Origin of the sequence: Nocardioides guangzhouensis, assembly GCF_004519545.1 — a bacterium.
GTDB lineage: Bacteria > Actinomycetota > Actinomycetes > Propionibacteriales > Nocardioidaceae > Nocardioides > Nocardioides guangzhouensis.
On record NZ_SDKM01000050.1, the window covers coordinates 1 to 24,786 of the forward strand.

At 72.6% G+C, this 24,786-nt stretch carries 30 protein-coding genes; 15 read left to right on the plus strand and 15 right to left on the minus strand.

Annotation, left to right across the window (positions count from 1 at the left end; translation table 11 throughout):
• Nucleotides 1-190 precede the first annotated feature (190 nt).
• Nucleotides 191-400: an RNA-binding S4 domain-containing protein gene (locus EKO23_RS22065; protein ID WP_134720645.1), complete on the plus strand. Its 210-nt coding sequence runs from the start codon at nucleotides 191-193 to the stop codon at nucleotides 398-400.
• Nucleotides 401-534: 134 nt separating this feature from the next.
• Here the strand turns inward: EKO23_RS22065 and EKO23_RS22070 are convergent, their stop codons facing one another.
• The 3 genes from EKO23_RS22070 to EKO23_RS22080 all read right to left on the minus strand — a co-directional run bounded on the left by EKO23_RS22070 (nucleotide 535) and on the right by EKO23_RS22080 (nucleotide 2,459).
• Entirely contained in the window at nucleotides 535-903 is a 369-nt protein-coding gene (locus EKO23_RS22070) for an FKBP-type peptidyl-prolyl cis-trans isomerase (RefSeq protein WP_134720646.1), read from the minus strand.
• A 126-nt stretch (nucleotides 904-1,029) separates the two neighbouring features.
• Entirely contained in the window at nucleotides 1,030-1,461 is a 432-nt protein-coding gene (locus EKO23_RS22075; protein ID WP_134720647.1) for a CBS domain-containing protein, read from the minus strand.
• A 107-nt stretch (nucleotides 1,462-1,568) separates the two neighbouring features.
• Entirely contained in the window at nucleotides 1,569-2,459 is an 891-nt protein-coding gene (locus EKO23_RS22080; RefSeq protein WP_134720648.1) for an inositol monophosphatase family protein, read from the minus strand.
• Between the two features lie 54 nt (nucleotides 2,460-2,513).
• On the opposite strand from EKO23_RS22080, the gene EKO23_RS22085 reads away from it, so the two are divergent.
• Complete coding sequence (locus tag EKO23_RS22085) at nucleotides 2,514-3,014, plus strand: hypothetical protein (RefSeq protein ID WP_134720649.1); 501 nt, start codon at nucleotides 2,514-2,516, stop codon at nucleotides 3,012-3,014.
• Nucleotides 3,015-3,042: 28 nt separating this feature from the next.
• On the opposite strand, the gene rsgA is transcribed toward EKO23_RS22085, so the two are convergent.
• Genes rsgA through EKO23_RS22105 form a run of 4 tightly spaced genes read right to left on the minus strand, consistent with a single transcriptional unit; the run spans nucleotide 3,043 to nucleotide 10,239 of the window.
• Nucleotides 3,043-4,041 carry a ribosome small subunit-dependent GTPase A gene (gene rsgA, locus EKO23_RS22090; protein WP_134720650.1) on the minus strand — a complete coding sequence of 333 codons (999 nt, stop codon included), beginning with the start codon at nucleotides 4,039-4,041 and terminating at the stop codon, nucleotides 3,043-3,045.
• Nucleotides 4,038-5,300 carry a 3-phosphoshikimate 1-carboxyvinyltransferase gene (gene aroA, locus EKO23_RS22095; protein ID WP_134720651.1) on the minus strand — a complete coding sequence of 421 codons (1,263 nt, stop codon included), beginning with the start codon at nucleotides 5,298-5,300 and terminating at the stop codon, nucleotides 4,038-4,040. Before aroA ends, rsgA begins: the two co-directional genes overlap by 4 nt.
• Nucleotides 5,301-5,329: 29 nt before the next feature.
• On the minus strand, nucleotides 5,330-7,261 hold the full coding sequence (locus EKO23_RS22100; RefSeq protein WP_134720652.1) for an Ig-like domain-containing protein: 1,932 nt from the start codon (nucleotides 7,259-7,261) through the stop codon (nucleotides 5,330-5,332).
• Nucleotides 7,222-10,239 carry a sigma-70 family RNA polymerase sigma factor gene (locus tag EKO23_RS22105; RefSeq protein WP_425464414.1) on the minus strand — a complete coding sequence of 1,006 codons (3,018 nt, stop codon included), beginning with the start codon at nucleotides 10,237-10,239 and terminating at the stop codon, nucleotides 7,222-7,224. Before EKO23_RS22105 ends, EKO23_RS22100 begins: the two co-directional genes overlap by 40 nt.
• Nucleotides 10,240-10,434: 195 nt before the next feature.
• On the opposite strand from EKO23_RS22105, the gene EKO23_RS22110 reads away from it, so the two are divergent.
• From EKO23_RS22110 to EKO23_RS22145, 9 genes are all read left to right on the plus strand, one after another.
• The gene (locus EKO23_RS22110) at nucleotides 10,435-11,184 is read left to right on the plus strand and encodes a hypothetical protein (protein ID WP_134720654.1); all 750 of its coding nucleotides are present in this window, start codon (nucleotides 10,435-10,437) and stop codon (nucleotides 11,182-11,184) included.
• A gap of 54 nt (nucleotides 11,185-11,238) precedes the next feature.
• Complete coding sequence (locus tag EKO23_RS22115) at nucleotides 11,239-11,979, plus strand: SOS response-associated peptidase (protein ID WP_134720655.1); 741 nt, start codon at nucleotides 11,239-11,241, stop codon at nucleotides 11,977-11,979.
• A gap of 9 nt (nucleotides 11,980-11,988) precedes the next feature.
• Nucleotides 11,989-12,648: an alpha/beta hydrolase family protein gene (locus tag EKO23_RS22120; RefSeq protein WP_134720656.1), complete on the plus strand. Its 660-nt coding sequence runs from the start codon at nucleotides 11,989-11,991 to the stop codon at nucleotides 12,646-12,648.
• A 105-nt stretch (nucleotides 12,649-12,753) separates the two neighbouring features.
• On the plus strand, nucleotides 12,754-13,401 hold the full coding sequence (locus EKO23_RS22125; protein ID WP_167880598.1) for a sigma-70 family RNA polymerase sigma factor: 648 nt from the start codon (nucleotides 12,754-12,756) through the stop codon (nucleotides 13,399-13,401).
• Nucleotides 13,398-13,667: a mycothiol system anti-sigma-R factor gene (gene rsrA / locus EKO23_RS22130; RefSeq protein ID WP_134720658.1), complete on the plus strand. Its 270-nt coding sequence runs from the start codon at nucleotides 13,398-13,400 to the stop codon at nucleotides 13,665-13,667. The genes EKO23_RS22125 and rsrA overlap by 4 nt, the downstream gene beginning before the upstream one ends.
• A gap of 69 nt (nucleotides 13,668-13,736) precedes the next feature.
• Nucleotides 13,737-13,811: a 50S ribosomal protein bL37 gene (locus EKO23_RS26755; protein WP_369759046.1), complete on the plus strand. Its 75-nt coding sequence runs from the start codon at nucleotides 13,737-13,739 to the stop codon at nucleotides 13,809-13,811.
• Nucleotides 13,812-13,886: 75 nt separating this feature from the next.
• Entirely contained in the window at nucleotides 13,887-14,252 is a 366-nt protein-coding gene (locus EKO23_RS22135) for a thioesterase family protein (protein WP_134720659.1), read from the plus strand.
• Nucleotides 14,253-14,336: 84 nt separating this feature from the next.
• Nucleotides 14,337-14,849 carry a SigE family RNA polymerase sigma factor gene (locus EKO23_RS22140; RefSeq protein ID WP_134720660.1) on the plus strand — a complete coding sequence of 171 codons (513 nt, stop codon included), beginning with the start codon at nucleotides 14,337-14,339 and terminating at the stop codon, nucleotides 14,847-14,849.
• A complete protein-coding gene (locus EKO23_RS22145) occupies nucleotides 14,846-16,150 on the plus strand; it encodes a hypothetical protein (protein WP_134720661.1) in 1,305 nt (434 codons plus the stop codon). Before EKO23_RS22140 ends, EKO23_RS22145 begins: the two co-directional genes overlap by 4 nt.
• On the opposite strand, the gene EKO23_RS22150 is transcribed toward EKO23_RS22145, so the two are convergent.
• From EKO23_RS22150 to EKO23_RS22160, 3 genes are read right to left on the minus strand one after another with little or no spacing between them, the layout of a single operon-like run.
• A complete protein-coding gene (locus tag EKO23_RS22150) occupies nucleotides 16,147-16,632 on the minus strand; it encodes a GNAT family N-acetyltransferase (RefSeq protein WP_134720662.1) in 486 nt (161 codons plus the stop codon). The two genes, EKO23_RS22145 and EKO23_RS22150, sit on opposite strands and share 4 nt — an antisense overlap.
• 1 nt (nucleotide 16,633) lies before the next feature.
• Nucleotides 16,634-18,292, minus strand: coding sequence for an acetolactate synthase (locus EKO23_RS22155; protein ID WP_134720663.1), 1,659 nt, complete (start codon nucleotides 18,290-18,292; stop codon nucleotides 16,634-16,636).
• A gap of 10 nt (nucleotides 18,293-18,302) precedes the next feature.
• Nucleotides 18,303-19,139: a DUF2785 domain-containing protein gene (locus EKO23_RS22160; RefSeq protein WP_134720664.1), complete on the minus strand. Its 837-nt coding sequence runs from the start codon at nucleotides 19,137-19,139 to the stop codon at nucleotides 18,303-18,305.
• 41 nt (nucleotides 19,140-19,180) lie between these two features.
• Here EKO23_RS22160 and EKO23_RS22165 point away from each other — a divergent pair, with 41 nt between their 5' ends.
• A complete protein-coding gene (locus EKO23_RS22165; protein ID WP_134720665.1) occupies nucleotides 19,181-20,650 on the plus strand; it encodes a sensor histidine kinase in 1,470 nt (489 codons plus the stop codon).
• A gap of 170 nt (nucleotides 20,651-20,820) precedes the next feature.
• Here EKO23_RS22165 and EKO23_RS22170 read toward each other — a convergent pair whose 3' ends face one another.
• Complete coding sequence (locus tag EKO23_RS22170; protein WP_134720666.1) at nucleotides 20,821-21,072, minus strand: WhiB family transcriptional regulator; 252 nt, start codon at nucleotides 21,070-21,072, stop codon at nucleotides 20,821-20,823.
• Between the two features lie 168 nt (nucleotides 21,073-21,240).
• On the opposite strand from EKO23_RS22170, the gene EKO23_RS22175 reads away from it, so the two are divergent.
• Complete coding sequence (locus tag EKO23_RS22175; RefSeq protein ID WP_134720667.1) at nucleotides 21,241-21,639, plus strand: hypothetical protein; 399 nt, start codon at nucleotides 21,241-21,243, stop codon at nucleotides 21,637-21,639.
• 22 nt (nucleotides 21,640-21,661) lie between these two features.
• Here the strand turns inward: EKO23_RS22175 and EKO23_RS22180 are convergent, their stop codons facing one another.
• From EKO23_RS22180 to sodN, 4 genes are all read right to left on the minus strand, one after another.
• A complete protein-coding gene (locus tag EKO23_RS22180; RefSeq protein ID WP_134720668.1) occupies nucleotides 21,662-21,871 on the minus strand; it encodes a hypothetical protein in 210 nt (69 codons plus the stop codon).
• Between the two features lie 52 nt (nucleotides 21,872-21,923).
• On the minus strand, nucleotides 21,924-22,676 hold the full coding sequence (locus tag EKO23_RS22185; RefSeq protein ID WP_246051241.1) for an RNA polymerase sigma factor SigF: 753 nt from the start codon (nucleotides 22,674-22,676) through the stop codon (nucleotides 21,924-21,926).
• Between the two features lie 43 nt (nucleotides 22,677-22,719).
• The gene (locus tag EKO23_RS22190) at nucleotides 22,720-23,094 is read right to left on the minus strand and encodes an ATP-binding protein (RefSeq protein WP_134720670.1); all 375 of its coding nucleotides are present in this window, start codon (nucleotides 23,092-23,094) and stop codon (nucleotides 22,720-22,722) included.
• Between the two features lie 218 nt (nucleotides 23,095-23,312).
• Complete coding sequence (gene sodN / locus EKO23_RS22195) at nucleotides 23,313-23,714, minus strand: superoxide dismutase, Ni (RefSeq protein WP_134720671.1); 402 nt, start codon at nucleotides 23,712-23,714, stop codon at nucleotides 23,313-23,315.
• Nucleotides 23,715-23,773: 59 nt separating this feature from the next.
• Here sodN and EKO23_RS22200 point away from each other — a divergent pair, with 59 nt between their 5' ends.
• Together EKO23_RS22200 and EKO23_RS22205 are read left to right on the plus strand one after the other, a co-directional pair.
• Nucleotides 23,774-24,130: a S24/S26 family peptidase gene (locus EKO23_RS22200; protein ID WP_246051242.1), complete on the plus strand. Its 357-nt coding sequence runs from the start codon at nucleotides 23,774-23,776 to the stop codon at nucleotides 24,128-24,130.
• A gap of 157 nt (nucleotides 24,131-24,287) precedes the next feature.
• Nucleotides 24,288-24,786: NAD(P)-dependent malic enzyme (locus EKO23_RS22205; RefSeq protein ID WP_425464415.1), on the plus strand; the 499-nt coding region annotated here is incomplete at its 3' end.

Consider the following 24,786-nt stretch of genomic DNA (forward strand, 5'->3'; position numbering starts at 1 on the left):
GTCAGGGCTTGACGATCCATAGGAGCGTCCCCTCCTCGTTGAGTTGCGCCTCCCTGTGGGTTGAGTTGCGCTGCGCTGGGGGTTGAGTTGCGCTGCGCTGGGGGTTGGGTTGCGCTGCGCTGGGGGTTGGGTTGCGCTGCGCTGGGCGTTGAGTTGCGCCTCCCCGCCGGCAGAGGGCCAAGATGGGCGCATGACGTACGACGTCCCGATCCGCGACGACTCGATCCGCCTCGGCCAGTTCCTCAAGCTGGCGAACCTGATCGAGAACGGCTCCGATGCCAAGCATGTGACCGCCGACGGGTTGGTGACGGTGAACGGCGAGGTCGAGACCCGGCGCGGACGTCAGCTCGTGAAGGGCGACGTCGTCACCTTGGGTAGCGAGTCCGCGCGAGTCGGCTGAGCGAGGCGCGACTCACCGCGCAGCGAGGCGCGACTCACCGCGCAGCGAGGCGCGATTCACCGCGCAGCGAGGCGCGACTCACCGCACAGCGAGGCGCGACTCAACCCGCAGCGAGGCGCGACTCAACGGTGGGGTCAGGAGACGCCGAGCAGGTCGACGACGAAGATCAGCGTCTCGCCCGGCTTGATGACGCCGCCGGCACCGCGGTCGCCGTACCCGAGGTGCGGCGGGATGACCAGCTGCCGCCGTCCGCCGACCTTCATCCCCTGCACGCCGGCGTCCCAGCCGGAGATGACCTGGCCGATGCCGAGGCGGAAGCGCAGCGGCTCACCCCGGTTGTACGACGCGTCGAACTCCTCGCCGGTCGAGTGCGCCACCCCGACGTAGTGCACAGAGACGGTGGACCCGGACGTCGCCTCGGCCCCCTCGCCCTCGACCAGGTCGTTGACCACCAGGTCGTCGGGCGGCGGGAAGTCGGGGAAGTCGATCTCGGGCTTGTCCATGGGGTTCCTCTCCATCGGGGCAGTCGGGTGCGGGGCTCAGGGCGCGGCCCCGCAAGGCCTGGCCGCTCGGCCCGCCATGGCGCACGGCTCGGCCCGCCATGGCGCACGGTTGGGCGGGAGCGGGGGTCAGGTCTGGTGGACGTAGTGGTCGAGCTGGTCGCGCTCGAACTCCAGCTCACCGATCCGGCTCTTGACCACGTCACCGATGGAGATGATGCCGGACAGCTGTCCGTCCTCCACCACCGGGACGTGGCGGATGCGGCGGTCGGTCATGATCTGCATGAGCTGGTCGACGGGGGTGGTGCCCTCGCAGGTCTGCACCTCGGCGGTCATGATCGCCGAGACCGGGTGGGTGAGGACGTCGTCGGACTCGTTGAGTCGGCGTACGACGTCGCGCTCGGACACGATCCCGGTGACGGACGAGCCGTCCTCGCTCACGATCAGGGCACCTACGTTGTGCTGGGCGAGCAACCGGATCAGCTCGCGGACGGTGGCGTCCGGGCTGATCGTGACCACGTCGTGGCGGGGCTTGCCCCGGAGCACATCGTTGATGCGCATGCGACCTCCTCGTTCGTCGGAACCCTCCCACAACGCTAGCCGGGTCGCGGCCCCGTTGAACAGGGCGTGACCACGGCCGGGAGCGGCTGGGCGGGCAGACCGGGAGCTCAGCCCAGCGGCGGCTCGTCCGCCGACTCCGGGGTACGACGGCTCCGGAAGGCGTGCACGGAGCCCTCGCCGTGGGCGCGGGCGTCCGGGTCGTCGCCGTCCGGTACCGAGCCGAGGAACGCCAGCGCGGCCTCGTGGAGGTGCCCGTTGGAGGCCAGGGCGTTGCCGCCGAACGGGCCGGGCGTGCCGTCGAGCGAGGTGAACTCGCCTCCGGCCTCGCGCACGATCACGTCCAGCGCCGCCATGTCGTAGAGGTGCAGCTCCGGCTCGGCCGCGATGTCGACGGCCCCCTCGGCGAGCAGCATGTAGGACCAGAAGTCGCCGTACGCCCGGGTCCGCCAGCAGCGCCGCGACAGCGACAGGAAGTCCTCCAGCCGGCCCCGCTCGTCCCAGCCGCCCAGCGACGCGTAGGACAGCGACGCGTCCTCGAGCCGGCGCACGTCGGAGGTGTGGATCTGGGTGGCCTTGAGCAGCGAGCGCCCGGTCCAGGCGCCGTTGCTGGACGACGCCCACCAGCGCCGCTGCAGCCGCGGGGCCGAGACCACGCCGAGCACCACCTCGTCGTCGACGACCAGCGCGATCAGCGTCGCCCACACCGGGACGCCGCGCACGTAGTTCTTGGTGCCGTCGATCGGGTCGATCACCCACCGGCGCTGGCTGTGCCCGGTCGACCCCTGCTCCTCGCCGAGCACCGCGTCCCGGGAGCGGACCCGAGACAGGGTGCGGCGGATGCCCTCCTCCACCGCGTTGTCGGCGTCCGTGACAGGGGTGAGGTCCGGCTTGCTCATCACGTGCAGGTCGAGCGCCTTGAACCGTGCCTGCGTGAGCGAGTCGGCGTCGTCGGCGAGGACGTGCGCCAGGCGCAGGTCATCGGTGTAGTCGGTGGGCATGTGCGACAGGTTATTCCCAGAGTCGGCTCGGTGCGCTCCTCTAGGGTGTCGCCCATGGAGATCAATGGCCTACCGGCGCATGTCCTCATCGTGCACGCCGCCGTGGTGTTCCTGCCGCTGGCGACCGTGATCGCGGTGGTCTACGCCTGGGTCCCGCGGTGGCGGTGGGCGACCCGGTGGCCGGCGGTCGGCTTCACCACCGTGGCGCTCGGCGCGGTGATGGCGGCCTACTTCTCCGGCAGGTCCTTCCTCGACAGCCAGCCCGCGTTGAAGCAGTCGTCGGCGGTCACGCTGCACCGCGAACGAGCCTCCGTGCTGTTCTGGGTGACGATCGTGTTCGCGCTGCTGGTCTTCCTGGCCGCCTGGGGGCTGGGCGGCCCGTCGGGGCTGGCCTCCGGCCGGTTCGGCCGGGCGCGGCACGCCCCGGTGGTGGAATGGTCGCTGATGGCGATGGTGACGATCCTCGCGGTCGCCTCCCTCGCGATGGTGATCGGCACCGGCGACGCCGGCGCGCGGGCCGTGTGGAGCGGGTTCACGGCCCCCTCCAGCCAGTGACCCCGACCAATGACTCGGCCGATCTGACCTAGCCGACCGTCCAGGGGTCGACGTCGCGCGCGGCGAGCAGCCGCCGGAACGACTCCACCCGCAGCGGGTCCACCCCGCCGGTCGCGATCGCCTCGTCGAGCCCGCACTCCGGCTCGCCCTCGCCGTGCGTGCAGCCGCGCGGGCACTCGTCGGTCATCTCGTCGAGGTCCGGGAACGCCTCGATCAGCCGGTCCGGGTCGACGTGGGCGAGCCCGAACGACCGGATCCCGGGGGTGTCGACGATCCAGCCACGCTCGTCGGGAAGCGCCAGCATGTACGCCGACGTGGACGTGTGCCGCCCTCGCCCCGTGACCGCGTTGACCACGCCCACCTCGCGCCCGGCGTCCGGCACCAGGGCGTTGACCAGCGTCGACTTGCCGACCCCGCTGTGCCCGACCAGCACGCTCGTGTGGCCCTCCAGCACCTCGCGCACCGGGGCGAGGTCGCCGCCGCGCTGGGTCACCACCCAGGCCACCCCGAGGTGGCGGTAGGTCGCCAGCAGCGTCTCCGGGTCCGCGAGGTCCGCCTTGGTGAGGCACAGGATCGGCCGCATCCCCGCGTCGTACGCCGCCACCAGCGCCCGGTCGATCAGCCGCGGCCGCGGCTCGGGGTCGGCCAGCGCGGTGACCACCACCAGCTGGTCGGCGTTGGCGACGATGACCCGTTCGACCGGGTCGTCGTCGTCCGCCGTGCGGCGCAGGGTGGTGGACCGGTCGGTGACCTCGACGATGCGGGCCAAGGTGCCGTCGGTGCCGGAGATGTCGCCGACCACCCGCACCCGGTCGCCGACCACGACGCCCTTGCGCCCCAGCGGGCGGGACTTCATCGCCATCACCGTGCGGCCCTCGACCAGCAGCGTGAACCGACCGCGGTCGACGGTCACGACGATCCCGTCGACGGCGTCGTCGTACGACGGGCGCTCCTTGGTGCGGGGGCGGGTACGACGGCGCGGGCGTTCGTAGTGCTCGTGGTCGTGCTCGTCGTACCGGCCGCTCACAGGAGACCCGACCAGACGCCCGCGAACCCGGGGAAGGTCTTGGACGTGGTGTCGACGTTCTCGACGAGCACCCCGCCGACGGCGGCACCGACCACCACGCCGGCGTGCGCCATCCGGTGGTCGGAGTAGGTGTGGAACACGCCGCCGTGCAGGCGCGCGGGCCGGAACGACAGGCCGTCCTCGCGCTCGGTCACGTCGGCGCCGAGACCGCCGAGCTCGGTGGCCAGCGCGGCCAGCCGGTCGGTCTCGTGGGCCCGGATGTGGGCGATGCCGCGCAGGTGGGACGGGGAGTCCGCGAGCGCGCACAGGGCGGCGACCACGGGGGTGAGCTCGCCGACGTCGTGCAGGTCGAGGTCGACGCCGGCGATCGTCCCGGATCCGGTGACGGTCAGCCCGTCGTCGGCGAACGCCACGGTGCAGCCCATCGCGGCCAGGATCTCCCGCAGCGCGTCGCCGGCCTGGGTGGTGGCCCGGGGCCAGTCGCGCACCGTCACCCGGCCACCGCTGACCGCGGCCAGGGCCAGGAACGGACCGGCGTTGGAGAGGTCCGGCTCGATGGTGTGGTCGCGGGCGGTGACCGGTCCGGGGGCGACCACCCAGCGGTCGGCGTCCGTGTCGTCGACCTCGACGCCGTGCCGCCGGAGCAGGTCGACGGTCATCTCGATGTGGGGGAGCGACGGCACCGGCTTGCCCTCGTGCAGCACGTCGACACCGCGGTCGAAGCGGGCGCCGGCCAGCAGGAGCGCGGAGACGAACTGCGACGACGCGGACGCGTCGATGACCACCCGGCCGCCGGGCACGTGCCCGGCGCCCGCGATCGAGAACGGGAGCCGGTCGCCGGGCGAGACCGCCACGCCGAGCCCGCGCAACGCGCCGAGCACCTCGCCGACGGGGCGGTTGCGCATGTGCGGGTCGCCGTCGAAGGAGATCGTGCCGGACGACAGGCCGGCGACCGGCGGCACGAAGCGCATCACGGTGCCGGCCAGGCCGCAGTCCACGGTCGCGTCCCGGTCGAAGGCGCCGGGACTGACCAGCCAGTCGTCGCCCGAGGTGTCGACGGGCGAGCCGAGCGCGGTCAGCGCCGCGGCCATCAGCGAGGTGTCGCGCGACCGCAGGGCCCGGCGTACGACGGAGGGCCGGTCGGCGATCGCCGCCAGCACCAGCGCCCGGTTCGTCAGCGACTTGGACCCGGGCAGCCCGACGGTCACGTCGACGGGGGCGTCGGCGCGCGGGGCCGGCCAGGGATCGGGCGTGGTCACACGCCGAAGGCTACCGAGCGCGGCCCGCCTCACGGCCAGGTGTAGAGCTCCGGCGTCGGGTCGACGTACCCCTCGGCCGGCGTGAACTCCATCGTCAACCGGAGTCCGACGGGGAGGTCCTGGAACCGCACCGTGAACTCCTCGTCGGCGGTCAGGCGGCAGGTGAGCTGCTTCTCACCGGTCCGCTCGCAGAGCTTCGGCGCGAACACCTTCTCCCGGTCGAGCAGCGTGTCCCAGGAGACGACCAGGTCGCCCGGCACCTTCGCGGTGGCGCCGGTCGCGGTGACGTCGAACCAGGTGTTGATGCCGGTCACGCGGTGCTCGACCTCGAGCCCCAGGTCCGCGGAACCAACCACCGTCAGGTCGACCCGACCGACGGCCGAGCCGCCGCGGGGGTCCTTCACGACGTAGGTGAAGGAGTCCGTTCCCGGCGTGGCGTCGGCGAACGCGGTGTAGACGACCTTCCCGCCCACGACCGTCGGCTTGCCGCGCCCGGCCTTGCCGACCTCGCCGACGGTGAGGGCGTCGCCGTTCGGGTCCGAGTCGTTCTTCAGCACGTCCAGCGTGACCGACGTCCCGGCCCGGACCGCGGCCGGCACGATGTCGTCGCCCGCCTTCGGGTCGGCGTTGTCGACGGTGACGGTCACCTGGCCCGTGGCGTCGTACTCGCCGTCGCTCACGATGTAGGCGAAGGTCTCCGTGCCGGCGAAGGTGTCGTCGTAGGTGAAGACGAGGTCGTGGCCGTCGATCGCGACGGTGCCGTTCTGGACACCGGAGACTCCGGTGACGGTCAGCTGGTCACCATCTGGATCGCTGTCGTTGGCGACCACGTCGAGCCGGACCGAGCCACCCTTGGTGGCCTGCGCGGCGGCCTCGTCGTTGACGGCGAGGGGTGCCCGGTTGGGGCGGGGCCGCGTGACCACGTGCAGCTTCTCGGTCACCGTCTCCGTGCCGTCTGTCACGGTGTAGGTCATGCCGTTGTCCGGACCCGACCAGTCCTCGTCCGGGGTGTAGCGGACGCGGCCGTCCTCGATCCCGACCGTGCCGTGCTCGGCGCCGCCCACCGAAACGAGCGTGAGCGCGTCGCCGTCAGGATCGGTGTCGTTGTCGAGGACGTCGATCAGCGTCGAGGTGCCGTGGTCGATGACCGCGGTGTCCGGCTTCGTGACCGGCGCCCGGTTGGCCGGCGGGGTCTTCTCGGTGGTCACGGTGAGCGAACCGGTGGCCTGGTCGGTGCCGTCGCTGACGACGTAGGACATGGTGTCGTCACCGGCCCAGCCCTGGTCGGGGGTGTAGACGACCCGGCCGTCGATGACCTCGGCGGTTCCGTGCTGGGCCCCGCTCACGGAGACGAGCGTGAGGTCGTCGCCGTCGGGGTCGGTGTCGTTGTCGAGGACGTCGACGGTGACCGGCTGGCCGGCGCCGGTGGTGGCGCGGTCGTCCTTGGTCTCGGGCGCCCGGTTCGCTGGCGGGGCCTTGGTGACCTCGACCTTGAGCTTGCCGGTGGCGGTGTCGGTGCCGTCCGAGACGGTGTAGGCGAGGACCTCGGTCCCGGTGAAGCCTGCGTCGGCGGTGTAGACGACCGTGCCGTCCTCGACCACGGCGGTGCCGTGCTGGGCGCCGTCCACCGAGACGAGGGTGAGGTCGTCGCCGTCGGGGTCGGTGTCGTTGGCGACCACGTCGACGGTGACCGGCTGCCCGGCGACGGTGTCGGCGAAGTCGTCCACGGTGACCGGCGGGCGGTTGGCCGGCGGGACCGCCGAGGTGGTGACGGTCAGGGAACCCTGGGCCGTCAGCCGGCCGTCGCTCACGACGTACGTCACGACGTCCTGGCCGGTCCAGCCGTTGCGCGGGGTGTAGACGACCTTGCCGTCGACGACCACGGCGGTGCCGTGCTGGGCGCCGTCCACGGAGACGAGGGTCAGGTCGTCGCCGTCGGGGTCGGTGTCGTTGGCGACCACGTCGACGGTGACCGGCTGCCCGGCGGCNGGTCGTCGCCGTCGGGGTCGGTGTCGTTGTCGAGGACGTCGACGGTGACCGGCTGGCCGGCGCCGGTGGTGGCGCGGTCGTCCTTGGTCTCGGGCGCCCGGTTCGCTGGCGGGGCCTTGGTGACCTCGACCTTGAGCTTGCCGGTGGCGGTGTCGGTGCCGTCCGAGACGGTGTAGGCGAGGACCTCGGTCCCGGTGAAGCCTGCGTCGGCGGTGTAGACGACCGTGCCGTCCTCGACCACGGCGGTGCCGTGCTGGGCGCCGTCCACCGAGACGAGGGTGAGGTCGTCGCCGTCGGGGTCGGTGTCGTTGGCGACCACGTCGACGGTGACCGGCTGCCCGGCGACGGTGTCGGCGAAGTCGTCCACGGTGACCGGCGGGCGGTTGGCCGGCGGGACCGCCGAGGTGGTGACGGTCAGGGAACCCTGGGCCGTCAGCCGGCCGTCGCTCACGACGTACGTCACGACGTCCTGGCCGGTCCAGCCGTTGCGCGGGGTGTAGACGACCTTGCCGTCGACGACCACGGCGGTGCCGTGCTGGGCGCCGTCCACGGAGACGAGGGTCAGGTCGTCGCCGTCGGGGTCGGTGTCGTTGGCGACCACGTCGACGGTGACCGGCTGCCCGGCGGCCGTGTCGGCGAAGTCGTCCACGGGCTCGGGCTTGCGGTTCACCGGCGGGACCGCCCGGGTGGTGACGGTCAGCGAGCCCTGGGCCGTCAGCCGGCCGTCGCTCACGACGTACGTCACGACGTCCTGGCCGGTCCAGCCGTCGTTCGGCGTGTAGACGAGCTTGCCGCCGACGACCTGCGTGCTGCCGTGCTGCGCCCCGGTGGCCGAGACCAGCTCGAGGGCGTCGCCGTCGGGGTCCGTGTCGTTGGCGATCACGTCGACGGTGACCGGCTGCCCGGCCGCGGTGTCGGCGACGTCGTCCACGGTGACCGGGCGCCGGTTGACCGGCGGCGCCTCGTTGGTGGTGACGGTCAGCGAGCCGGTGTCGGTCTTGCGGCCGTCGCTCACGACGTACGACAGGGTGTCGGGGCCGGTCCAGCCGTCGTTCGGTGTGTAGAGGACCTTGCCCTCGACCACCGCGGCGCTGCCGTGCTGGGCGCCGGTCACCGAGACCAGGTGGAGCGGGTCGCCGTCCGGGTCGGTGTCGTTGGCCACCACGTCGACCGTCACCGGCTGGTTGAAGCCGGTGGAGACCGCGTCGGCGACGGCGACCGGGACGTGGTTGCGGGCCTCGACGTGCAGCGTGATCGTGCCGCGCAGGCGGTGCTCGCCGTCGCTGACCGTGTAGTGGATGGTGGCGTCTCCGGAGTAGGCCGCGTTGCGGTGGTAGGTGACGAACGGCTCGTCACCGGTGACCGCAGCGCGCGCCTGGACGGCGCCGAGCGACACGCTGCCGGCGCCCTCGGGCGTGAGCGAGGCGTCGGTGACCTTGAGCGGGTCGCCGTCGACGTCCTCGATGTCGGCCGCGGTCAGCACGTTGATCACGGCAGTGTCGTCGTCGCCACCGACCTGGACCTCGACCGCTGCGTCGGTGCCTCGGTGCGGCGGCTGGTTGCCCGGCGGGTTGCCCGGGTTCCCGTTCCCGTTCCCGTTGCCGTTCCCGTTGCCGTTCCCGTTGCCGTTGCCGTTGCCGTTCCCGGAGCCATCGCCGTTCCCGGAACCATCGCCGTTCCCGGAACCGTCCGTCGAGCCGGATCCGCTTCCGTCGGTGGACCCGTCGGTCACGCCGTCCGTGGACGGCTCGGTCGCCCCGTCGCCAGCGCCGTCCGTCGGGAGGGTCGCTGCCGGCAGGGAGCCGGCGGGGAGCGTCGAGAGGTCGCGGGGGCCGAGGCTGCGCAGGTCGGTGTCGCCGGGGCTGTTCGGGTCGGTGCTGTCGGGCTCGCCCGGGGTCCGGCTGGACGAGGCGACCGGCCCCTTGGGCACGTCGGCCAGGTCCACGGAGTCGTCCGGGCCCTGGTTGAGCGTGACGACCACGCTGACGCCGACCACCGTCGAGACCGCGGCGACCCCGACCGCCGCGCTGAGCGGCACGTTGGAGGTGACCGTGTCGCGCACCCGCCCGGCGGCCGTGAGGAAGAACCCGGCCTTGGCCACCGTCGTCCCATGCGCGATGTACGCCGCGGCGGCGCCGCCGAGGACCAGCGGACCGAGGATGCCGGACAGGTTGGAGTTGACCTCGGTGAGCTCGAGGTAGATCGCCATGCACTTGCGGCACTCGTCGAGGTGCGACTCGACCTTGGACGCGTCGCGCTTCGAGACGCCGTTGCGGACGTAGGCGCCGAGGTGGTCGTGGGTCCAGCGGCACTCCGCGTCCTCGAGGTCGCGGATGTGGGAGTTGAGGAAGGCCTGGCGCAGGCCCTCGCGGGCGCGGTAGGCGAGGGCGGAGACCGAGTTGGCGCTCATCCCCAGCAGGGGAGCGATGTCCGCCGGCTTCTGGCCCTCCACCTCGGTGTGCCACAGCACCAGCTGCCACCGCTCGGGGAGCGAGGCGAAGGCGGCGGCCGCGGCGGCGTTGTCGAAGCCCTCGACGGCCGTGTCGCGGAACGGCACGCCGGGATCGAACTTCTCCATCTCGTCGGTGGTGGTGAGCCGGGACCCGGCCCGGGCGCGGTCGACGTGGAGCCGGCGTACGGCGGTGAGCAGGTAGGCGCGGAAGGCGACGTCGGGCCCACCCCCGGACTGGAGCACCCGGAGCACCTTGGCGAAGGCGTCGGAGACCAGGTCCTCGGCGTCGCTGGGACCTGCGATCTGCCGGGCCAGCCGCCGCGCGGCCTCGACGTGGCGCTCGAAGAGAAGCCCGTATGCGGACACGTCACCGCCGCGGACGGCCGAGATCAGCTCGGCATCGCCCACGTCCGGTGCAAGAAGCGTCTCGCTCACTGGGCCCCCTCGGCGCTGCGGGTGGGTACCCGAGACCCGCCTCCGGAGTCTAACCGCGCGCACCCCCGGAAAAGGCGTAACGAAAAAAGATGAGAAATCCGCGTCATGACCGCGTCACCCGGCCGTTTCTTCCCTGCAGGGCGCCCCGTTGGGGCGGGTCGCCCGCGCGCACGAGCACCGCCCGGAAACACTGCCAGAAACCGACAGCCAGGCGCCGGAAGACGGCGCACGACCGACTCGTTGCAGAGGGGAGCAGCCGTGGGATTGTTCGCGACCAAGCCGCGTTCGGGCGCCACGGACGGTCCCGGGGCGGGGCGGGAGCTGCCCGAGGGGGTACGGCGCCGCCTGCCGGCCCGCTTCGAGGCAGTAGGGGAGGCCCTCGCCTCGGGATCCACGGCCGTGGTCCCCTGCGAGATCGCCGGTCGTGCGCTCGCCCAGGACGGTGCCTCGCTCGACGAGGCGCTCCAGGCGCTCCGCGAGACCAGCGTCGCCGTGACCGGCCGCGACCCCTCCTTCGCCGACGTCCAGGCCCTGAGCGTGGCGTGGAGCGAGGCCACCCTGGCCTACCTGCACCGGCTCTCCTGCGAGGACCCGCTGACCGGGCTGTCCAGCCTGGCTCACGTCCGCAGCCGGCTCTCCGAGCTCTACCGCAGCTTCGACTACGGCGACGGCACCATCCCGCACACCCACGCGCTCGTCGTGGTCGAGATGGCCGACCACCGGCCCGAGCTGGTCCGGACCGATCACGACCGGTTCTCCCGCTCGCTGCGCCTGGCCCGCCTCGGCGAGACCGCGCGGACCGTGTTCCCCGGCCACGAGACGATCGGTCGGCTCGGCACCACCCGCGTCGTCGTGCTGGCCGAGCGCGACGAGCGGCTCGGGCGCCGTACCGCCCTGCTGCGGACCATGCTGATGTCCGCGGACCACCCGACCCGCGTGTGGATCGAGGGCCTGCCCGCGACGGACGACTCCGCTGCCGTGCTCCTCGACGAGCTCGCCCGCGGCTGAGCCCCGCTCTCGCACAGCCCACCCTCTGTCACCGGCGACGACTAGATTGGCTGCATGTGCGGTCGCTACGCCTCCTCCCGGCGCCCCGAGGACCTCGTCGAGGAGTTCGAGGTCGAGGAGTCCCGGGTGCCCGCCGCGCTCGAGCCGGACTACAACGTCGCCCCCACCAAGGAGGTGTACGCCGTGGTCGAGCGGCCGCCGGACCGGGAGAAGCAGGAGCCGGCCCAGCGCCAGCTCCGGGTCCTCCGCTGGGGGCTGGTGCCGTCCTGGGCCAAGGACCCGGCGATCGGCAACCGCATGATCAACGCCCGCATGGAGACGGTCGCCGAGAAGCCGGCGTTCCGCCGGGCGTTCGCCTCGCGGCGCTGCCTGCTGCCCGCCGACGGGTACTTCGAGTGGTACCCCACCGAGGAGCAGACCTTGGCGGGCAAGCCGAAGAAGCAGCCGTTCTTCATCCGTCCGAAGGACGGCGGGGTGCTGGCGATGGCGGGGCTCTACGAGGTCTGGCGCGACCCGGACAAGGCCGACGACGACCCGGAGCGGTTCCGGTGGACCTGCACGGTGCTGACGACCGAGGCCGAGGACGACGTCGGCCACATCCACGACCGGATGCCGCTGATGGTCCCGCGCGAGCGGTGGGCGGCGTGGCTCGACCCCACCAAGTCCGGCGACGACCGTCTCGCGCTGCTGGAACCCGCCGCGCCGGGCCTGCTCGAGGCCTACCCCGTGTCCACGGCCGTCGGCAACGTGCGCAACAACGGCCCCCACCTCCTCGACCCGCTGCCGCTCTCGTGAGGAGCCGCGATGAGTGACACCGTCCGCAGCATCGACACCCCGCACGGCGAGGGCCGACTGGTCACGTCGAAGGCCCGGCACCCGATCGCGACGCTGCTGGTCAGCCACGGCGCCGGTGCCGGCATCGACACCCACGACCTCGCGGCACTGGCCGCGGACCTGCCGGCCCAGGGCATCACCGTGCACCGGCTCGAGCAGCCCTGGCGGGTCGCCGGCCGCAAGGTCGCCACCCCGCCGCCGACGCTCGACGCCGCGCTCACCGCGGCCGCCGGCGCCATCCGGCCGACCACCCCGCTGGTGGTCGGTGGCCGGTCCGCCGGGGCCCGCTCCGCCTGCCGCTGCGCCACCGCGCTGGGGGCGGCCGGGGCGCTCGCGATCTCGTTCCCGCTGCACCCGCCTGGCCGCCCCGAGACGTCGCGGGTCGACGAGCTCACCGGCGCCGGCGTGCCGACGCTGGTGGTGCAGGGGGAGCGGGACTCGATGGGTCGCCCCGAGGAGTTCCCCGAGGGCACCGAGCTGGTGGTGGTGCCGTGGGCCGACCACGGGCTGAAGGTGCCGAAGTCCGCCGACGTCAGCGCCGGCGACGTGGCCGCGATGCTGGTCGAGGCCACCCTGGAGTGGGTGGTCCGCGAGGTGGCCGGGCCGGGGGTCGGCCAGGTGACCGGCTAGGTCCCGGGGAATCTTCCGCGCACCACCCGTGTTCCTCTACACGTGCTCGCCGTGCTTCCTCGTCAGATCGGTCCGTCCCTGACCCTGCCAGTAGGCTGGGAGGCGATGACAGACCAGACCCCCGACGGCGTCGTGAACGACGTCGAGCCCGTCGACGTCGCCACCGAGAGCGAGGCGGACCGTTCCGCCCGCTTCGAGCGCGACGCACTGCCCTTCCTCGACCAGCTCTACTCGGCTGCCCTGCGGATGACCCGCAACCCCGCCGACGCGGAGGACCTGGTCCAGGAGACGTTCGCCAAGGCCTACTCGGCGTTCCACCAGTTCAAGCCGGGCACCAACCTCAAGGCCTGGCTCTACCGCATCCTCACGAACACGTTCATCAACTCCTACCGCAAGAAGCAGCGGGAGCCGCAGCAGTCGATGTCCGAGGACGTCGAGGACTGGCAGCTCCACCGGGCCGAGGCGCACACGTCGACGGGCCTGCGCTCCGCGGAGATGGAGGCGCTGGAGCACCTGCCCGACTCGCAGGTCAAGGACGCGCTCCAGCGGCTTCCGGAGGAGTTCCGTCTGGCGGTCTACCTCGCCGACGTGGAGGGATTCCCGTACAAGGAGATCGCCGAGATCATGGACACCCCTATCGGCACCGTCATGTCCCGCCTGCACCGCGGCCGTCGTCAGCTGCGCGACATGCTCTCCGGCTACGTCCGTGAGAACGACCTGCTGACCGTCGGTCGTGAGGGAGGCGAGTCGTGAGCACGCACGGCCACGAGGAGCCCGAGGGCTGCGCCGACTACCTCGAACGGATCATCTACTTCCTGGACAACGAGCTGGACGAGGCCGACTGCAGCGTGGTCCGCGCCCACCTCGACGAGTGCGGGCCGTGCCTCCACAAGTACGACCTCGAGCGCACCGTGAAGGCGGTCGTGGCCCGTTCGTGCACCGAGTCCGCACCCGACGGGCTGCGGCAGCGGGTGCTGTTCTCGATCCGCGAGGTCCACGTCCAGATCACCGAGAGCTGACCCGGCCGATTCGCCGCGCGGTGCCCGGACCTGAGAGACTGGACGCCGCGAACCACACAGGAGGACACCATGGGCAAGACCGGACGCAAGCGCCGCGCTCGCAAGAAGAAGGGCGCGAACCACGGCAAGCGCCCCAACGCCTGACCTTCAGGTCTGCTGAGCCCCCGAGCCACCCGGCCCGGGGGCTCGCTGCATCCCGGGCTTCCTAGACTGCCCGCCATGGACGCGCTGGAAGCCACGCTCAGGTTCACCGTCACCGACGACGACACGGCGGCCGCGGTCGGCTCGGGCAGCCTGCCGGTGCTGGGCACCCCCCGCCTGCTCGCGTGGTGCGAGGCGGCGACCTGCGCCGCCGTCGACCCGACCCTGGCCGAGGGGAGCACGAGCGTCGGCACCCGGGTGACGCTCGAGCACACCGCGGCCAGTGCGGTGGGTGCCGAGGTCACGGTCACCGCGTCGTCGGCGTACGTCGACGGGCGGCTGGTCCGGTTCACGGTCGCCGCCCGGGAGGGCGTGAAGCTGGTCGGCAGCGGCGAGGTGACCCGGGTGGTCGTGGACGCCGAACGGTTCCTGTCCCGCCTCTGACCGGCCCCGCCCGTCCACAGCAGACCCGGACTTGGTGGCACCGGCCCTCTACCGGGTTCCGCCGCGCCGGGCGAGGATGGGGCGGTGGGCACCGAGCAGGAGTTCACCGAGTACGTCGGGACCCGCTGGCCGCGGATGGTCCGGACGGCGGTGCTGCTCGGCTGCACCCGTGCCGAGGCCGAGGAGGTCGTGGGTACGGCGCTCGCCGGGTGCCTGGCCCGCTGGTCACAGGTGCGCCGGGCCGAGGACCGGGAGGCCCACGTGCACCGGGCCCTGGTCGAGGCGTTCCTTGCGGTCCGGCGCGAGCGGTGGCCGGGGGAGTTCCCCCTCGAGCACCCGCTCGACACCGGGCCCAGCCTGATCGAGGGCGACGACGTCGCGGAGCGGGAGCTCGCCGACGCCGTGCTGCGCGGCCTGGCCCGGCTCCCCGAGCACCAGCGGATCGCCGTCGTGCTCTGCCACTACGCCGGGCTGGACGAGCTGCAGGCCGCCACCGCGGCCGGGGTCTCCCTGCCGGCCCTCGAGGACGACCTGGTGATCGGGGTAGAGGCGCTGGCCGGGGACCCGGCGCTGGCCGGTCTGGGAGGCGGCGCGTGAGCCTGCGACCGGTGGCCGACCGGCCCGCCATCGACCCGCGGCTGGCCGCGCTGCTCGAACGGGCCGGCGACCGGGTGCTGGTGCTGGCTCCGCCGGTCGACGCGCTGGTGGCCGAGGGGCGCCGGCAGCGTCAGAGGCGGCGTACGACCTGGCTGGTCGGGGCGGCCGCCGCACTCCTGGTGCTCCTCGCGCTCGACGTGGTGATGGGGTCGCCCGGGCAGCAGACAGGTAGCCCCGGCGACCCCGACGTGGCGCCCGACGGGATGCGCCTGGTCGGGGTCGGGCGGGCAGCGATCGCGGTGCCGGACGACTGGGGCACCAACCGGTTGCGCTGCGGGACCCCGATCGCCGACACCGTGGTCCTCGACATCGGCGACACGCCCCTCTGCCGCGCCGCGCGGCCCCGGGACGTGCAGAGCGTCCGGGTCCTGCACGGCAGCCGGCCGGTCGGGTTCCAGGCCGACGGCACCGTCGGGATCGACGGTGAGCCGGCGGAGCGGTCGGCGACGGCCTGCGTCGGCGGGGTGTGCCGTGCGACCGTCTACGTGCTCTCCGACCGGGCGGCGTTCACCGCCGAGGGACCCACCCGGGAGGACGTCGACCGCCTGCTGGGCCGGGTGCGGGTCCTGGAGCACCGGATCGCGGTGCCCGGGTACGCCGGGGTGGCCGCGAGGTCGCGCGGCGCCTCGGACGACGCGGTCTACGCCGACCTGCGCGACTACGGCCTCGACCCCCGCGTGGTGCTGCGGGAGGACCCGGTCGCGGAGCCGGGCACCGTGCTCGCGCTGCGGCCGGCACCCGGGGCTGTGGTGGCGCCGGGCACCGACGTCCAGATGGTGGTCGCGGCCGGGCCGCAGGCGCCCGGCGACGAGGTCGCGATCGGGGTCGGCGCGGTGGACCCGGAACGCAACTACACCTTCCTGAGCGACGCCGACGTCCGTGACGGCGCCAGCCTCACCCTGCCCGAGGGCAGCGACGTGTGGGCCTGGGCAGACGGGCGTCGGGCGGAGGGCATGGTCGCCCGCAAGCGGGGCGAGTCGATCGTCATCGACTTCTGGCGCAACGGTCCGAACTGGCCGACCGCGTGGGAAGCCGTGCTGCCCGGGCGGACGGAGCTGACCTTCTCGATCACCGTCGACGGACGCCGGGTCGACCTCGGCACGGTGACCGTCGACATCGTCCCCGCCGACTGGGAGTGGAGCGACCGGGAGTCCGGCGACGGCGACCGCGGTGCCGACCGGGCACCGCCCTGGGTGCGGGGACCCACCCCCCGGGACATGGCGGTGGGCGGGGTCGGCTAGAACCGGAGCCGGAACGCGAGCAGGTCCACGCCGGGCACCGGGGACCAGTCGTCCTCGGGTGCCCGGACGAAGCCGAGCCGGCCGTAGACCCGGTGGGCGTCGGTCATCTCGGCCATCGTCGAGATCGCGACGCCCGCCAGGCCGGTCGCCCGGGCCTCGTCGAGGCAGGCCTGGATCAGCGCCCGGCCCACCCCCTGGCGCCGGGCTCCGTCCGCGACGGCCAGCATGCGGAACTCCCCCTCGTCGTCGCGCGCGATCTCACGCCAGGTGGAGCCGATCGGGCACCAGGTGATCGACCCGAGCAGCTCGCCACGGTCGCCGACCGCGACCCAGACCTCCGCTCCGGAGGCCCGGGTCAGGGTGTCGGTGAGCTCGTCGACGTACCCGTGCCCGTGCGGGACGTAGCCCCCGTCGACGTACGCCGCCACCGTGATGTCGCCGATCGCGGCGTACTCCGAGGGCCGGGCCGTCCGGACCTGCATGTCAGATGCCGAAGGTGTTGCGCGGGTAGGCCGCGTTGACGTCGGTGATCACGTTGACGAGGTAGGGCACGCCGGAGTCGAAGGCGCGGTCCATCGCCTCCCCGATCCGGCGCGGGTCGGTCACGGTCTCGCCGGCCCCGCCGAGCGCCTTGACGACCTCGTCGTACGGCGTGCGCTGGGCGAGGTCCGCGGCCACGTCGTAGCCGTAGAGCATCTGCATCGGACCCTTCTCCAGGCCCCACGCGGAGTTGTTGCCGCAGACCATCACGACCGGGAGGCCCTGCCGGACCAGTGAGTCGACGTCCATCAGCGAGAAGCCGGCGGCGCCGTCGCCGAGCAGCAGCACGACCTGGGAGGAGGGCCGGGCGACCCGGGCGGCCATCGCGGCGCCGAGCCCGGCACCGAGGCAGCCGTAGGGGCCGGGGTCGAGCCAGCAGCCGGGCCGCTTCGGCTCCACGAACTTGCCGGCGAACGACACGAAGTCGCCGCCGTCGCCGATCACGACAGCGTCGTCGGCCAGGCGGGGGACCAGCTCGCCGTAGATGCGGGCCGGGTGGATCGGGTCGGCCTCGGCGTCCAGGAGGCCGCGGTCGCGCTCGACGGCGGCGGCCACGGTCTCCTGCAGCCCGGTCACCCAGGGCGACCAGTCGGGCTTGCGCACCACCTGGGGCACCGCGTCGCCCAGCGCCTCGAGGATGGCGGCCAGGTCGCCGTGGACGGAGCCGGCCAGCTCGGCGTGGCCGGACACCTGGCCGGCACTGTCGGCGACGTGCACGACGGAGGCCGGTGGGGCGCCGTCCTTGCCGCCGAAGACGCCGTACCCGAGCCGGAAGTCGAGCGGGGTGCCGACCACGATCACGAGGTCGGCGGTGCCGAGGGCCTGGCCGCGGGCCTTGGTGACCAGCAGCGGGTGCCCGCCGGGGATCACGCCGCGGCCCATGCCGTTGGTGATCGCGGGGATGCCGAGGGTCTCGACCAGGGCCAGGGCGGCGACCTCGGCCCGGTCTGCCCACACGTCGGTGCCGAGGATCAGCACCGGCCGGTCGGCCCGGCCGATCAGCTCGGCGATCGCGCCGAGTGCCTCGGGGTCGTGGGAGTCGCGCTTGACCGGCTGCGCGAGGTCGACCTCGACCTCGGCGCTGTTGAAGAACTCGTCCATCGGGACGTCCACGAACACCGGGCCGCGGTGCGCGGACCCGGCCAGCGTGAACGCCTCGTCCATGCCGGAGGCGATCGTGTCGGCGGTGTGCAGGGTGCGGGCCTGCTTGGAGACCGGCGCGATGATCGGCGGCTGGTCCAGCTCCTGCAGGCTGCCGGTGCCCCAGCGGTTGGCCGGGGCGCGCCCGCCGACGACGACCATCGGCGACCCGTTGAACTGGGCCTGGGCGATCGCGCTGATGCCGTTGGTCACGCCGGGGCCGGCGGTGAGCACGGCCAGGCCCGGGACCCGGGTCAGCTTCCCGGTGGCCTCGGCCGCGAACGCCGCGGTCTGCTCGTGGCGCACGTCGACCAGCCGCGTGGGGGGGTCGGCCTTGACCGCGCCGTCGTACATCGGGAAGACGTGGGCGCCGGACAGCGTGAACATGGTCTCCACGCCGTGCGCGCGGGCCACTTCGACGGCGTGCTGGCCACCGTGGCCGGTGAGGGTGACGTCGGTCATGCGGCTCAGGTTACTCACCGGTCAAGTAGTGCGGGTTGGTGGACCGCAGCGCGTCGACCAGCGCCAACAGCAGGTCGGAGCGTACGGCGGGCCGTTGCCCGCCCAGCGCCAGGTGCAGGTGGAGCGCCCGCAGGAACTCCTGCACGTTGAACGTGTCCGCCCAGGGGTTGTCGCCGCGGCCGGGCCGGGCGCCGTTCGCGAGCCGGCCGATCCACGGCTCGAGCACCGAGAGCGGGACCAGGTTGCGGCGCAGCACCGCCAGCACCGCGGCCGCCATCCGGTCCGGCTCACCGGTCACGAACTTCTCGTCGGTGGGGAGCAGCAGCCGGTCGGCCATCACGTCGAGCAGCACGGTCAGCTCGGGTGCGCCCATCGCGGCGGACTGGGCCAGCGCGGCGATCGCGTCGGCGCCGTGCGCGGCGGCATGCGCCCAGCCCTTGCCGGGGACGTAGCCGCGCAGGTCCTGCTCGCGGACGTACCACGCGGCGATCCGGTCGCCCCAGCGCAGGATCCGGTTGTCCGGCAGCAGGCGCTCCTCGTTGTCGCGGGCCACGCACTCGCCGAGCAGCAGGGCGGAGAAGCTGCGCCGGAAGACCGTGTCGCTGCCGTTGTCGCCGAGCCCGTTCTCGAGCCCGGCGGCCATCCCGTCGCCCAGCCCGGTCAGCAGCTCGTCGTAGACGCCACGGTGGATCCAGGTGGCCAGCGTGGAGTAGCCGACCCGGTCCCGGAGGTGGGCGTCGGGGCTGCCGAGCATGGTCGTGAGCTCGGCGGTGAGGTCGTCGAGGGGCCGGTCCTGGGGCACCTGGTGGCCGTGGGTCACCACGCGATCCCAGAAGCCAGATGCCATGGCGCCCATCCTGCCAGCCCGCTGTTCTAGGCTCACCCGCGATGCCCACCTTCGACGAAGTCGCGCGGGTGCACACGGACCTCACGGACGAGGACCTCGCGTGGCTCTCCCTGCTGATGGCGGACTGGCAGATCATCGCGGACCTGTCGTTCGCCGATCTCGTGCTGTGGCTGCCCGACAAGGAGGGCAGCGGCTGGTGGGCTGCCGGGCAGATGCGGCCGACCACCGGGCCGACCGCGCTGCTCGACGACGTGCTCGGGATGTTCCTGCCGACGGGCCGCCGCCCGCTGCTCGACGCGGCGTACGCGCAGGGCCGGGTGGTGCGGGAGGGCGACCCCGAGTGGCGCGACGACGTACCGGTGCGGGTGGAGACCATCCCGGTCCGCCGCGAGGACCGGGTGATCGCGGTGATCGGCCGCAACACGAACCTGCTCGGCGTCCGGACCCCGAGCCGGCTGGAGCTGTCCTACCTCCAGACCGCGGGCGACCTGACCCGGATGATCAGCCACGGCCACTTCCCGGTGCCGGGCACCCGCAGCGACCACACCGACACCCCGCGGGTCGGCGACGGCTTCGTGCGCGTCGACGCCACCGGCCGGGTCGTCTACTCCTCGCCGAACGCCACCAGCGTCTTCCGCCGGCTCGGCCACACCGGCGACCTGTCCGGCCACCTGCTCGCCGACCTCGTCCGCACGCTGGTGCCGCCGCGCCGCCGCCCCGACGAGGAGACGCTGAGCGCAGTGCTCGGAGGCCGGATCAACCGCGACAGCGAGGTCGAGTCGGCCGGGGTCGCGCTGATCCTCCGGTCGATCCCGCTCCGGCCGCAGGGCGAGCACATCGGCGCGCTGATCCTGGTCCGCGACGTCACCGAGCTGCGCCGCCGCGATCGCGAGCTGGTCACCAAGGACGCCACCATCCGCGAGATCCACCACCGTGTGAAGAACAACCTGCAGACCGTCGCCGCCCTGCTGCGGCTCCAGGCCCGCCGCATGGACACCCCGGACGCGCGGGCCGCGCTCGAGGAGGCGGTACGCCGGGTGGGCTCGATCGCGATCGTGCACGAGACCCTGAGCGAGGCCGTCGAGGAGCACGTGGAGTTCGACGAGGTCGCGGACCGGCTCTGCCGGATGGTGACCGAGGTCAGCGCGATCGGCCAGCACGTCCGGGTCGAGCGCAGCGGCAGCTTCGGCGTGCTGTCCTCGGAGATGGCCACCGCACTGGCGATGGTGCTCACCGAGGTGCTCCAGAACGCCGTCGAGCACGGCTTCTCGGCAGGGGAGAGCGGTCGGATCACCGTCGACGCCCGCCGGTTGGTGGGGCGGCTGCACGTGACCGTGGAGGACGACGGCCAGGGCCTGCCGCCCGGCTTCGACCCGGACGCGGTCAACCTCGGGCTCTCCATCGTGCGCACCCTGGTCGAGTCCGAGCTCGACGGTCAGTTCGAGATGGGGCCCGCCCACGCACCCCTCACCAGCGGCACCCGGGTCGGCATCGACGTCCCCGTCGACTGACACCCACCCGTGGGCAATGGCGGGGCGAGCCGTGCGCAATCGCAGGCCCACCCTTGGTTTCGAGACGGCGCTGGCGCGCCTCCTCAACCAGCGGGCGGTCGCGTGGGGACGGCTCCTCAACCAGCGGGCGGCCGCGTGGGGACGGTTCCTCAACCAGCGGGCTGGTGGCGTCAGGCGGTGCGGACGCGAGCCCGGGCGTTGCGGCGCTTAAGCGCGCGGCGCTCGTCCTCGCTGAGTCCTCCCCAGACGCCGTGGTCCTGCCCCGCCTCGAGCGCCCACTGGAGACATTGCTCGCGCACGTCACAGCGGCGGCACACCTGCTTGGCCTCCTCGATCTGGAGGATGGCCGGACCGGTGTTGCCGATCGGGAAGAACAGCTCCGGGTCCTCGTCGAGGCACGCGGAACGGTGGCGCCAATCCATGGCGGAGAACTCCCTCTTTCTCATGCGACGTCACGGCCGGAGGCCGGTTTGCTTGGGGTGGGCGGCTCGTGAACCACTTCACGAGGGCCGCAGACAAGCCTGACAACGATTGAGCGCCCACACAACCCCCTGCGGTGGTCACTTTCGTCACAAGTACAGTTTCCGCCCGTGAGCAGATCCCGCCTCGACGCCGTACCGGCCCCGCTCACGGTGGCGGCCATCCTCACCGTGGTCGAGGCGATCGTTCTGCTCGGCTACGCCGTGCTCGAGATCGCCAGCCTCACCTCGAGCCGGGTCGCGGTCAGCGTCACGTCGTCCCTGTTCTTCACGCTCTACGGCGCCGCCCTGCTGTTCTGCGCATGGGCGCTGATCGGCGGCCGGTCGTGGGCGCGCAGCCCGGTCGTGCTGGCCCAGCTCATCCAGCTCGGGGTGGCCTGGAGCTTCCGCGGCGGCGACACCCTGCTGGTCGCGCTCGCCCTGGGCGTCGTGTCGCTGGTCACGATCGCCGGGATCCTGCACCCCGCCAGCCTCGACTACCTCTCCGACGAGCACGACGAGCCGGTCTAGCCCGGTCGACGAAACGGTGTCGTCACGGCACCTGCGCGTCGACGCGGACCGGACCGCCCTCGCGCTCGATCGCCTCCGCCAGGAGGTGCAACCGTTCGTCCGGGACGTCGATGCCGGCCTCCACCACACCCTCCCGGAGCTCGTCGACGATCACCCGGTCCTCGGCGGTCTCCTGGTAGGCGCCGACCCGGTCGACCACGGCCTGCAGTACCACCAGCTCTTCTGGAGTCATGGACCCACGGTGCCCAGCACGCAGCCGAGCATGCGGGTGGCGACGGCCGGGCTCAGCTCCCGTCGACCAGCGAGCCGCGCAGCTGCTCGAGCGTCTTGTTCAGCAGCCGTGAGATGTGCATCTGGCTGACGCCGACCTCGGCCGCGATCTGCGACTGGGTCATGTTCTTGAAGAACCGCAGCATCAGGATGTTCTTCTCGCGCGCCGGCAGGCTCTCCAGCAGCGGCTTGAGCGACTCGCGCAGCTCCACGTGCTCGAGGCCCCGGTCGTCGACGCCCATGGTGTCGAGCATCGACATCCCGGTGTCGTCGCCGCTGTCGCCGGCATCGAGGGAGAGCGTGGAGTAGGCGTTGCTGGACTCGATGCCCTCGATCACGTCGTCGACCGTGCAGCCGATCGCGCCGGCCAGCTCGGTCGGCGTCGGCGCCCGCCCGAGCGACTGGGTCAGCTCCGCGGTGGCGCTGCTGATCTGCATCCGCAGCTCCTGCAGGCGGCGCGGCACCCGGATCGCCCAGCCCTTGTCGCGGAAGTAGCGCTTGATCTCGCCGATGATCGTGGGCGTGGCGTACGTCGAGAACTCGACGCCGCGGTCGGTGTCGAAGCGGTCGACCGACTTGATCAGCCCGATCGTGCCGACCTGGACCAGGTCCTCGAACGGCTCGCCACGGTTGCGGAACCGACGCGCGCAGTGCTCGACCAGCGGCAGGTGCAGGTGCACCAGGCCCTCCCGCGCCGTCGACCGCGCCGCCTCGCTCGCGTGCGGGTCCCTGAGCGCCGTGAAGAGCTCGGCGCTCGCCTGTTTCATGGCGCTCAGCGGCGCCGGTTCTCCCCCGAGATCTTGAGACATGTCAGAGGGACACCGTCGAGTTCATCGTCAGGGTGACGCTGAAGACACCGTTCTCGTACGTCGTGGACGTCTCGGTGGTGAGCGCGCTGAGCACCTGCCACGCGAAGCCCTCCTCCTCGGGGAGCTCCGGGTCCTCGCTCTCGACGGCGACCGTGATCGACACCTCACCGGGCCGCATGTAGTAGCGGCAGACCAGGTCGGATCCCTCCGTCGCGCTGGGCAGCACCATCGCGCTCGCCTCGCCGACCGCGATGCGCAGGTCCTCGATGTCGTCAATGGTGAAGTCGAGACGCGCTGCCAGGCTCACCGTCGTGGCGCGGAGGACGGACACGTAGGCACTGTCAACCGGGAGACGCAGCTCGACGTCGGGGCGCATGGGATCACCGTATCCGGATAGCGGGCGGTGAAACGTGGGACTGGAGGTGTTGGTGCTGGGTTCCTGCTGATCGTCCCTGGTGGTGGGGCGGGGACGGTGACGACCCCCGGGCTCCGCCACTGTGTTCCTGCTGATCGTCGCCTGTGGTTGCGGTGAGACGGTGAAGACCCCCGGGCTCCGCCCGGGGGTCTTCCTGTAGCCGAGAAGGGCTGACTCCGTCAGCCCTTCTTCGTCTCCCAGAAGATCTCGGCGATCTCGTCGATCTTGGCCAGCAGCTCGTCGGCCTTGCCGGCGTCGAGCTCGCCCTTGGTGCCGGAGGCACCGGCCAGCTTGGTGGCCTCGTTGACCAACGTGTGCAGCTGCGGGTACTTCTCGAAGTGCGGCGGCTTGAAGTAGTCGGTCCACAAGACCCAGAGGTGGTGCTTGACGAGCTCCGAACGCTGCTCCTTGATGAGGACGGCGCGAGTGCGGAAGTCGGGGTCGTCGTTGTCCGCGACCTTGGCGATGATCGCCTTGATCGACTCGGCCTCGATGCGGGCCTGCGCCGGGTCGTAGACCCCGCACGGCAGGTCACAGTGCGCCTGGACGTCGACGGTGGGGGCAAGCAGTCGAGCAAACATGCTGGGGTATTCCTCTCCTCGTGCCATGGATCCGGCGGTCGGTTGCGACACTACTCCGCGTGACCACTCGACCGAACGGGGGTCTCGTCGGGCTGGCGCGCGTGCACGGACGCTCGATGGAGCCCGGGCTGCGCGACGGCGACCGCCTGCTCGTGCGGTACGGCGGACGGGTGCGGCCGGGCGCCCGGGTGCTGGTCCGCCTCCCCGACGGGACGCTCGCCGTGAAGCGCGCGACGGAGCGCAGGCCGACCCGGACCGGGGCTGCCGGCTGGTGGGTGCTCAGCGACAACCCGGCCGAGGGCGTGGACTCCCGGCACCGCGGCACGCTCCCCGAGGACGCCGTCCTCGGCGTGGTCTGGCTGCGCGTCTGGCCGCCGCGGCTGCCCGCGTCACCCCGCGCCGTACCCCCGCCCTGAGCCGGTGACGGACAGCATCCGGGCCCGACCGCCGGGTGTGTCAGGATGCAGGAAAGGGAGACCCCCTGGTCCGAACGGTTCCGCGGCACACCCGTCGCGTCGTAGCCGGGACACCAGTACGCCTCACCTGACCCGAAAGCACGCGATGCCTGCCTCCATGGACCGTCCGCCGGCCGGTCACCCGTTCGAGGGTGACCCGGTCTTCGACCTGCACGTCGCCGGCAAGATGGCGATCCGGTCGACCGCACCGCTCGAAGGAGCCGCGGACCTGTCCCTGGCCTACACGCCCGGCGTGGCCCGGGTGTGCGAGGCGATCGCGGCGGACCCGGAGATGACCCGGCACTACACGTGGGTGCCCAACACCGTCGCGGTGGTCACCGACGGCACCGCGGTCCTCGGCCTCGGCGACATCGGCCCGGCCGCCGCGATGCCCGTGATGGAGGGCAAGGCGGTGCTGTTCAAGCAGTTCGGCGGCGTCGACGCCGTCCCCATCTGCCTGGCCACCACCGACACCGACGAGATCGTCGAGACCGTCGCCCGCCTCGCGCCGTCGTTCGGCGGCATCAACCTCGAGGACATCTCCGCGCCCCGGTGCTTCGAGATCGAGCAGCGGCTCAAGGAGCGGCTCGACATCCCGGTCTTCCACGACGACCAGC

Bases quoted from the DNA above. Each gene is read 5' to 3' on its own strand.
- EKO23_RS22065 (WP_134720645.1), top strand. From the start codon at position 191: ATGACGTACGACGTCCCGATCCGCGACGACTCGATCCGCCTCGGCCAG.
- EKO23_RS22070 (WP_134720646.1), bottom strand. From the start codon at position 903: ATGGACAAGCCCGAGATCGACTTCCCCGACTTCCCGCCGCCCGACGAC.
- EKO23_RS22075 (WP_134720647.1), bottom strand. From the start codon at position 1,461: ATGCGCATCAACGATGTGCTCCGGGGCAAGCCCCGCCACGACGTGGTC.
- EKO23_RS22080 (WP_134720648.1), bottom strand. From the start codon at position 2,459: ATGCCCACCGACTACACCGATGACCTGCGCCTGGCGCACGTCCTCGCC.
- EKO23_RS22085 (WP_134720649.1), top strand. From the start codon at position 2,514: ATGGAGATCAATGGCCTACCGGCGCATGTCCTCATCGTGCACGCCGCC.
- EKO23_RS22115 (WP_134720655.1), top strand. From the start codon at position 11,239: ATGTGCGGTCGCTACGCCTCCTCCCGGCGCCCCGAGGACCTCGTCGAG.
- EKO23_RS22120 (WP_134720656.1), top strand. From the start codon at position 11,989: ATGAGTGACACCGTCCGCAGCATCGACACCCCGCACGGCGAGGGCCGA.
- EKO23_RS22125 (WP_167880598.1), top strand. From the start codon at position 12,754: ATGACAGACCAGACCCCCGACGGCGTCGTGAACGACGTCGAGCCCGTC.
- EKO23_RS22135 (WP_134720659.1), top strand. From the start codon at position 13,887: ATGGACGCGCTGGAAGCCACGCTCAGGTTCACCGTCACCGACGACGAC.
- EKO23_RS22150 (WP_134720662.1), bottom strand. From the start codon at position 16,632: ATGCAGGTCCGGACGGCCCGGCCCTCGGAGTACGCCGCGATCGGCGAC.
- EKO23_RS22155 (WP_134720663.1), bottom strand. From the start codon at position 18,292: ATGACCGACGTCACCCTCACCGGCCACGGTGGCCAGCACGCCGTCGAA.
- EKO23_RS22160 (WP_134720664.1), bottom strand. From the start codon at position 19,139: ATGGCATCTGGCTTCTGGGATCGCGTGGTGACCCACGGCCACCAGGTG.
- EKO23_RS22165 (WP_134720665.1), top strand. From the start codon at position 19,181: ATGCCCACCTTCGACGAAGTCGCGCGGGTGCACACGGACCTCACGGAC.
- EKO23_RS22170 (WP_134720666.1), bottom strand. From the start codon at position 21,072: ATGGATTGGCGCCACCGTTCCGCGTGCCTCGACGAGGACCCGGAGCTG.
- EKO23_RS22180 (WP_134720668.1), bottom strand. From the start codon at position 21,871: ATGACTCCAGAAGAGCTGGTGGTACTGCAGGCCGTGGTCGACCGGGTC.
- EKO23_RS22185 (WP_246051241.1), bottom strand. From the start codon at position 22,676: ATGAAACAGGCGAGCGCCGAGCTCTTCACGGCGCTCAGGGACCCGCAC.
- EKO23_RS22190 (WP_134720670.1), bottom strand. From the start codon at position 23,094: ATGCGCCCCGACGTCGAGCTGCGTCTCCCGGTTGACAGTGCCTACGTG.
- sodN (WP_134720671.1), bottom strand. From the start codon at position 23,714: ATGTTTGCTCGACTGCTTGCCCCCACCGTCGACGTCCAGGCGCACTGT.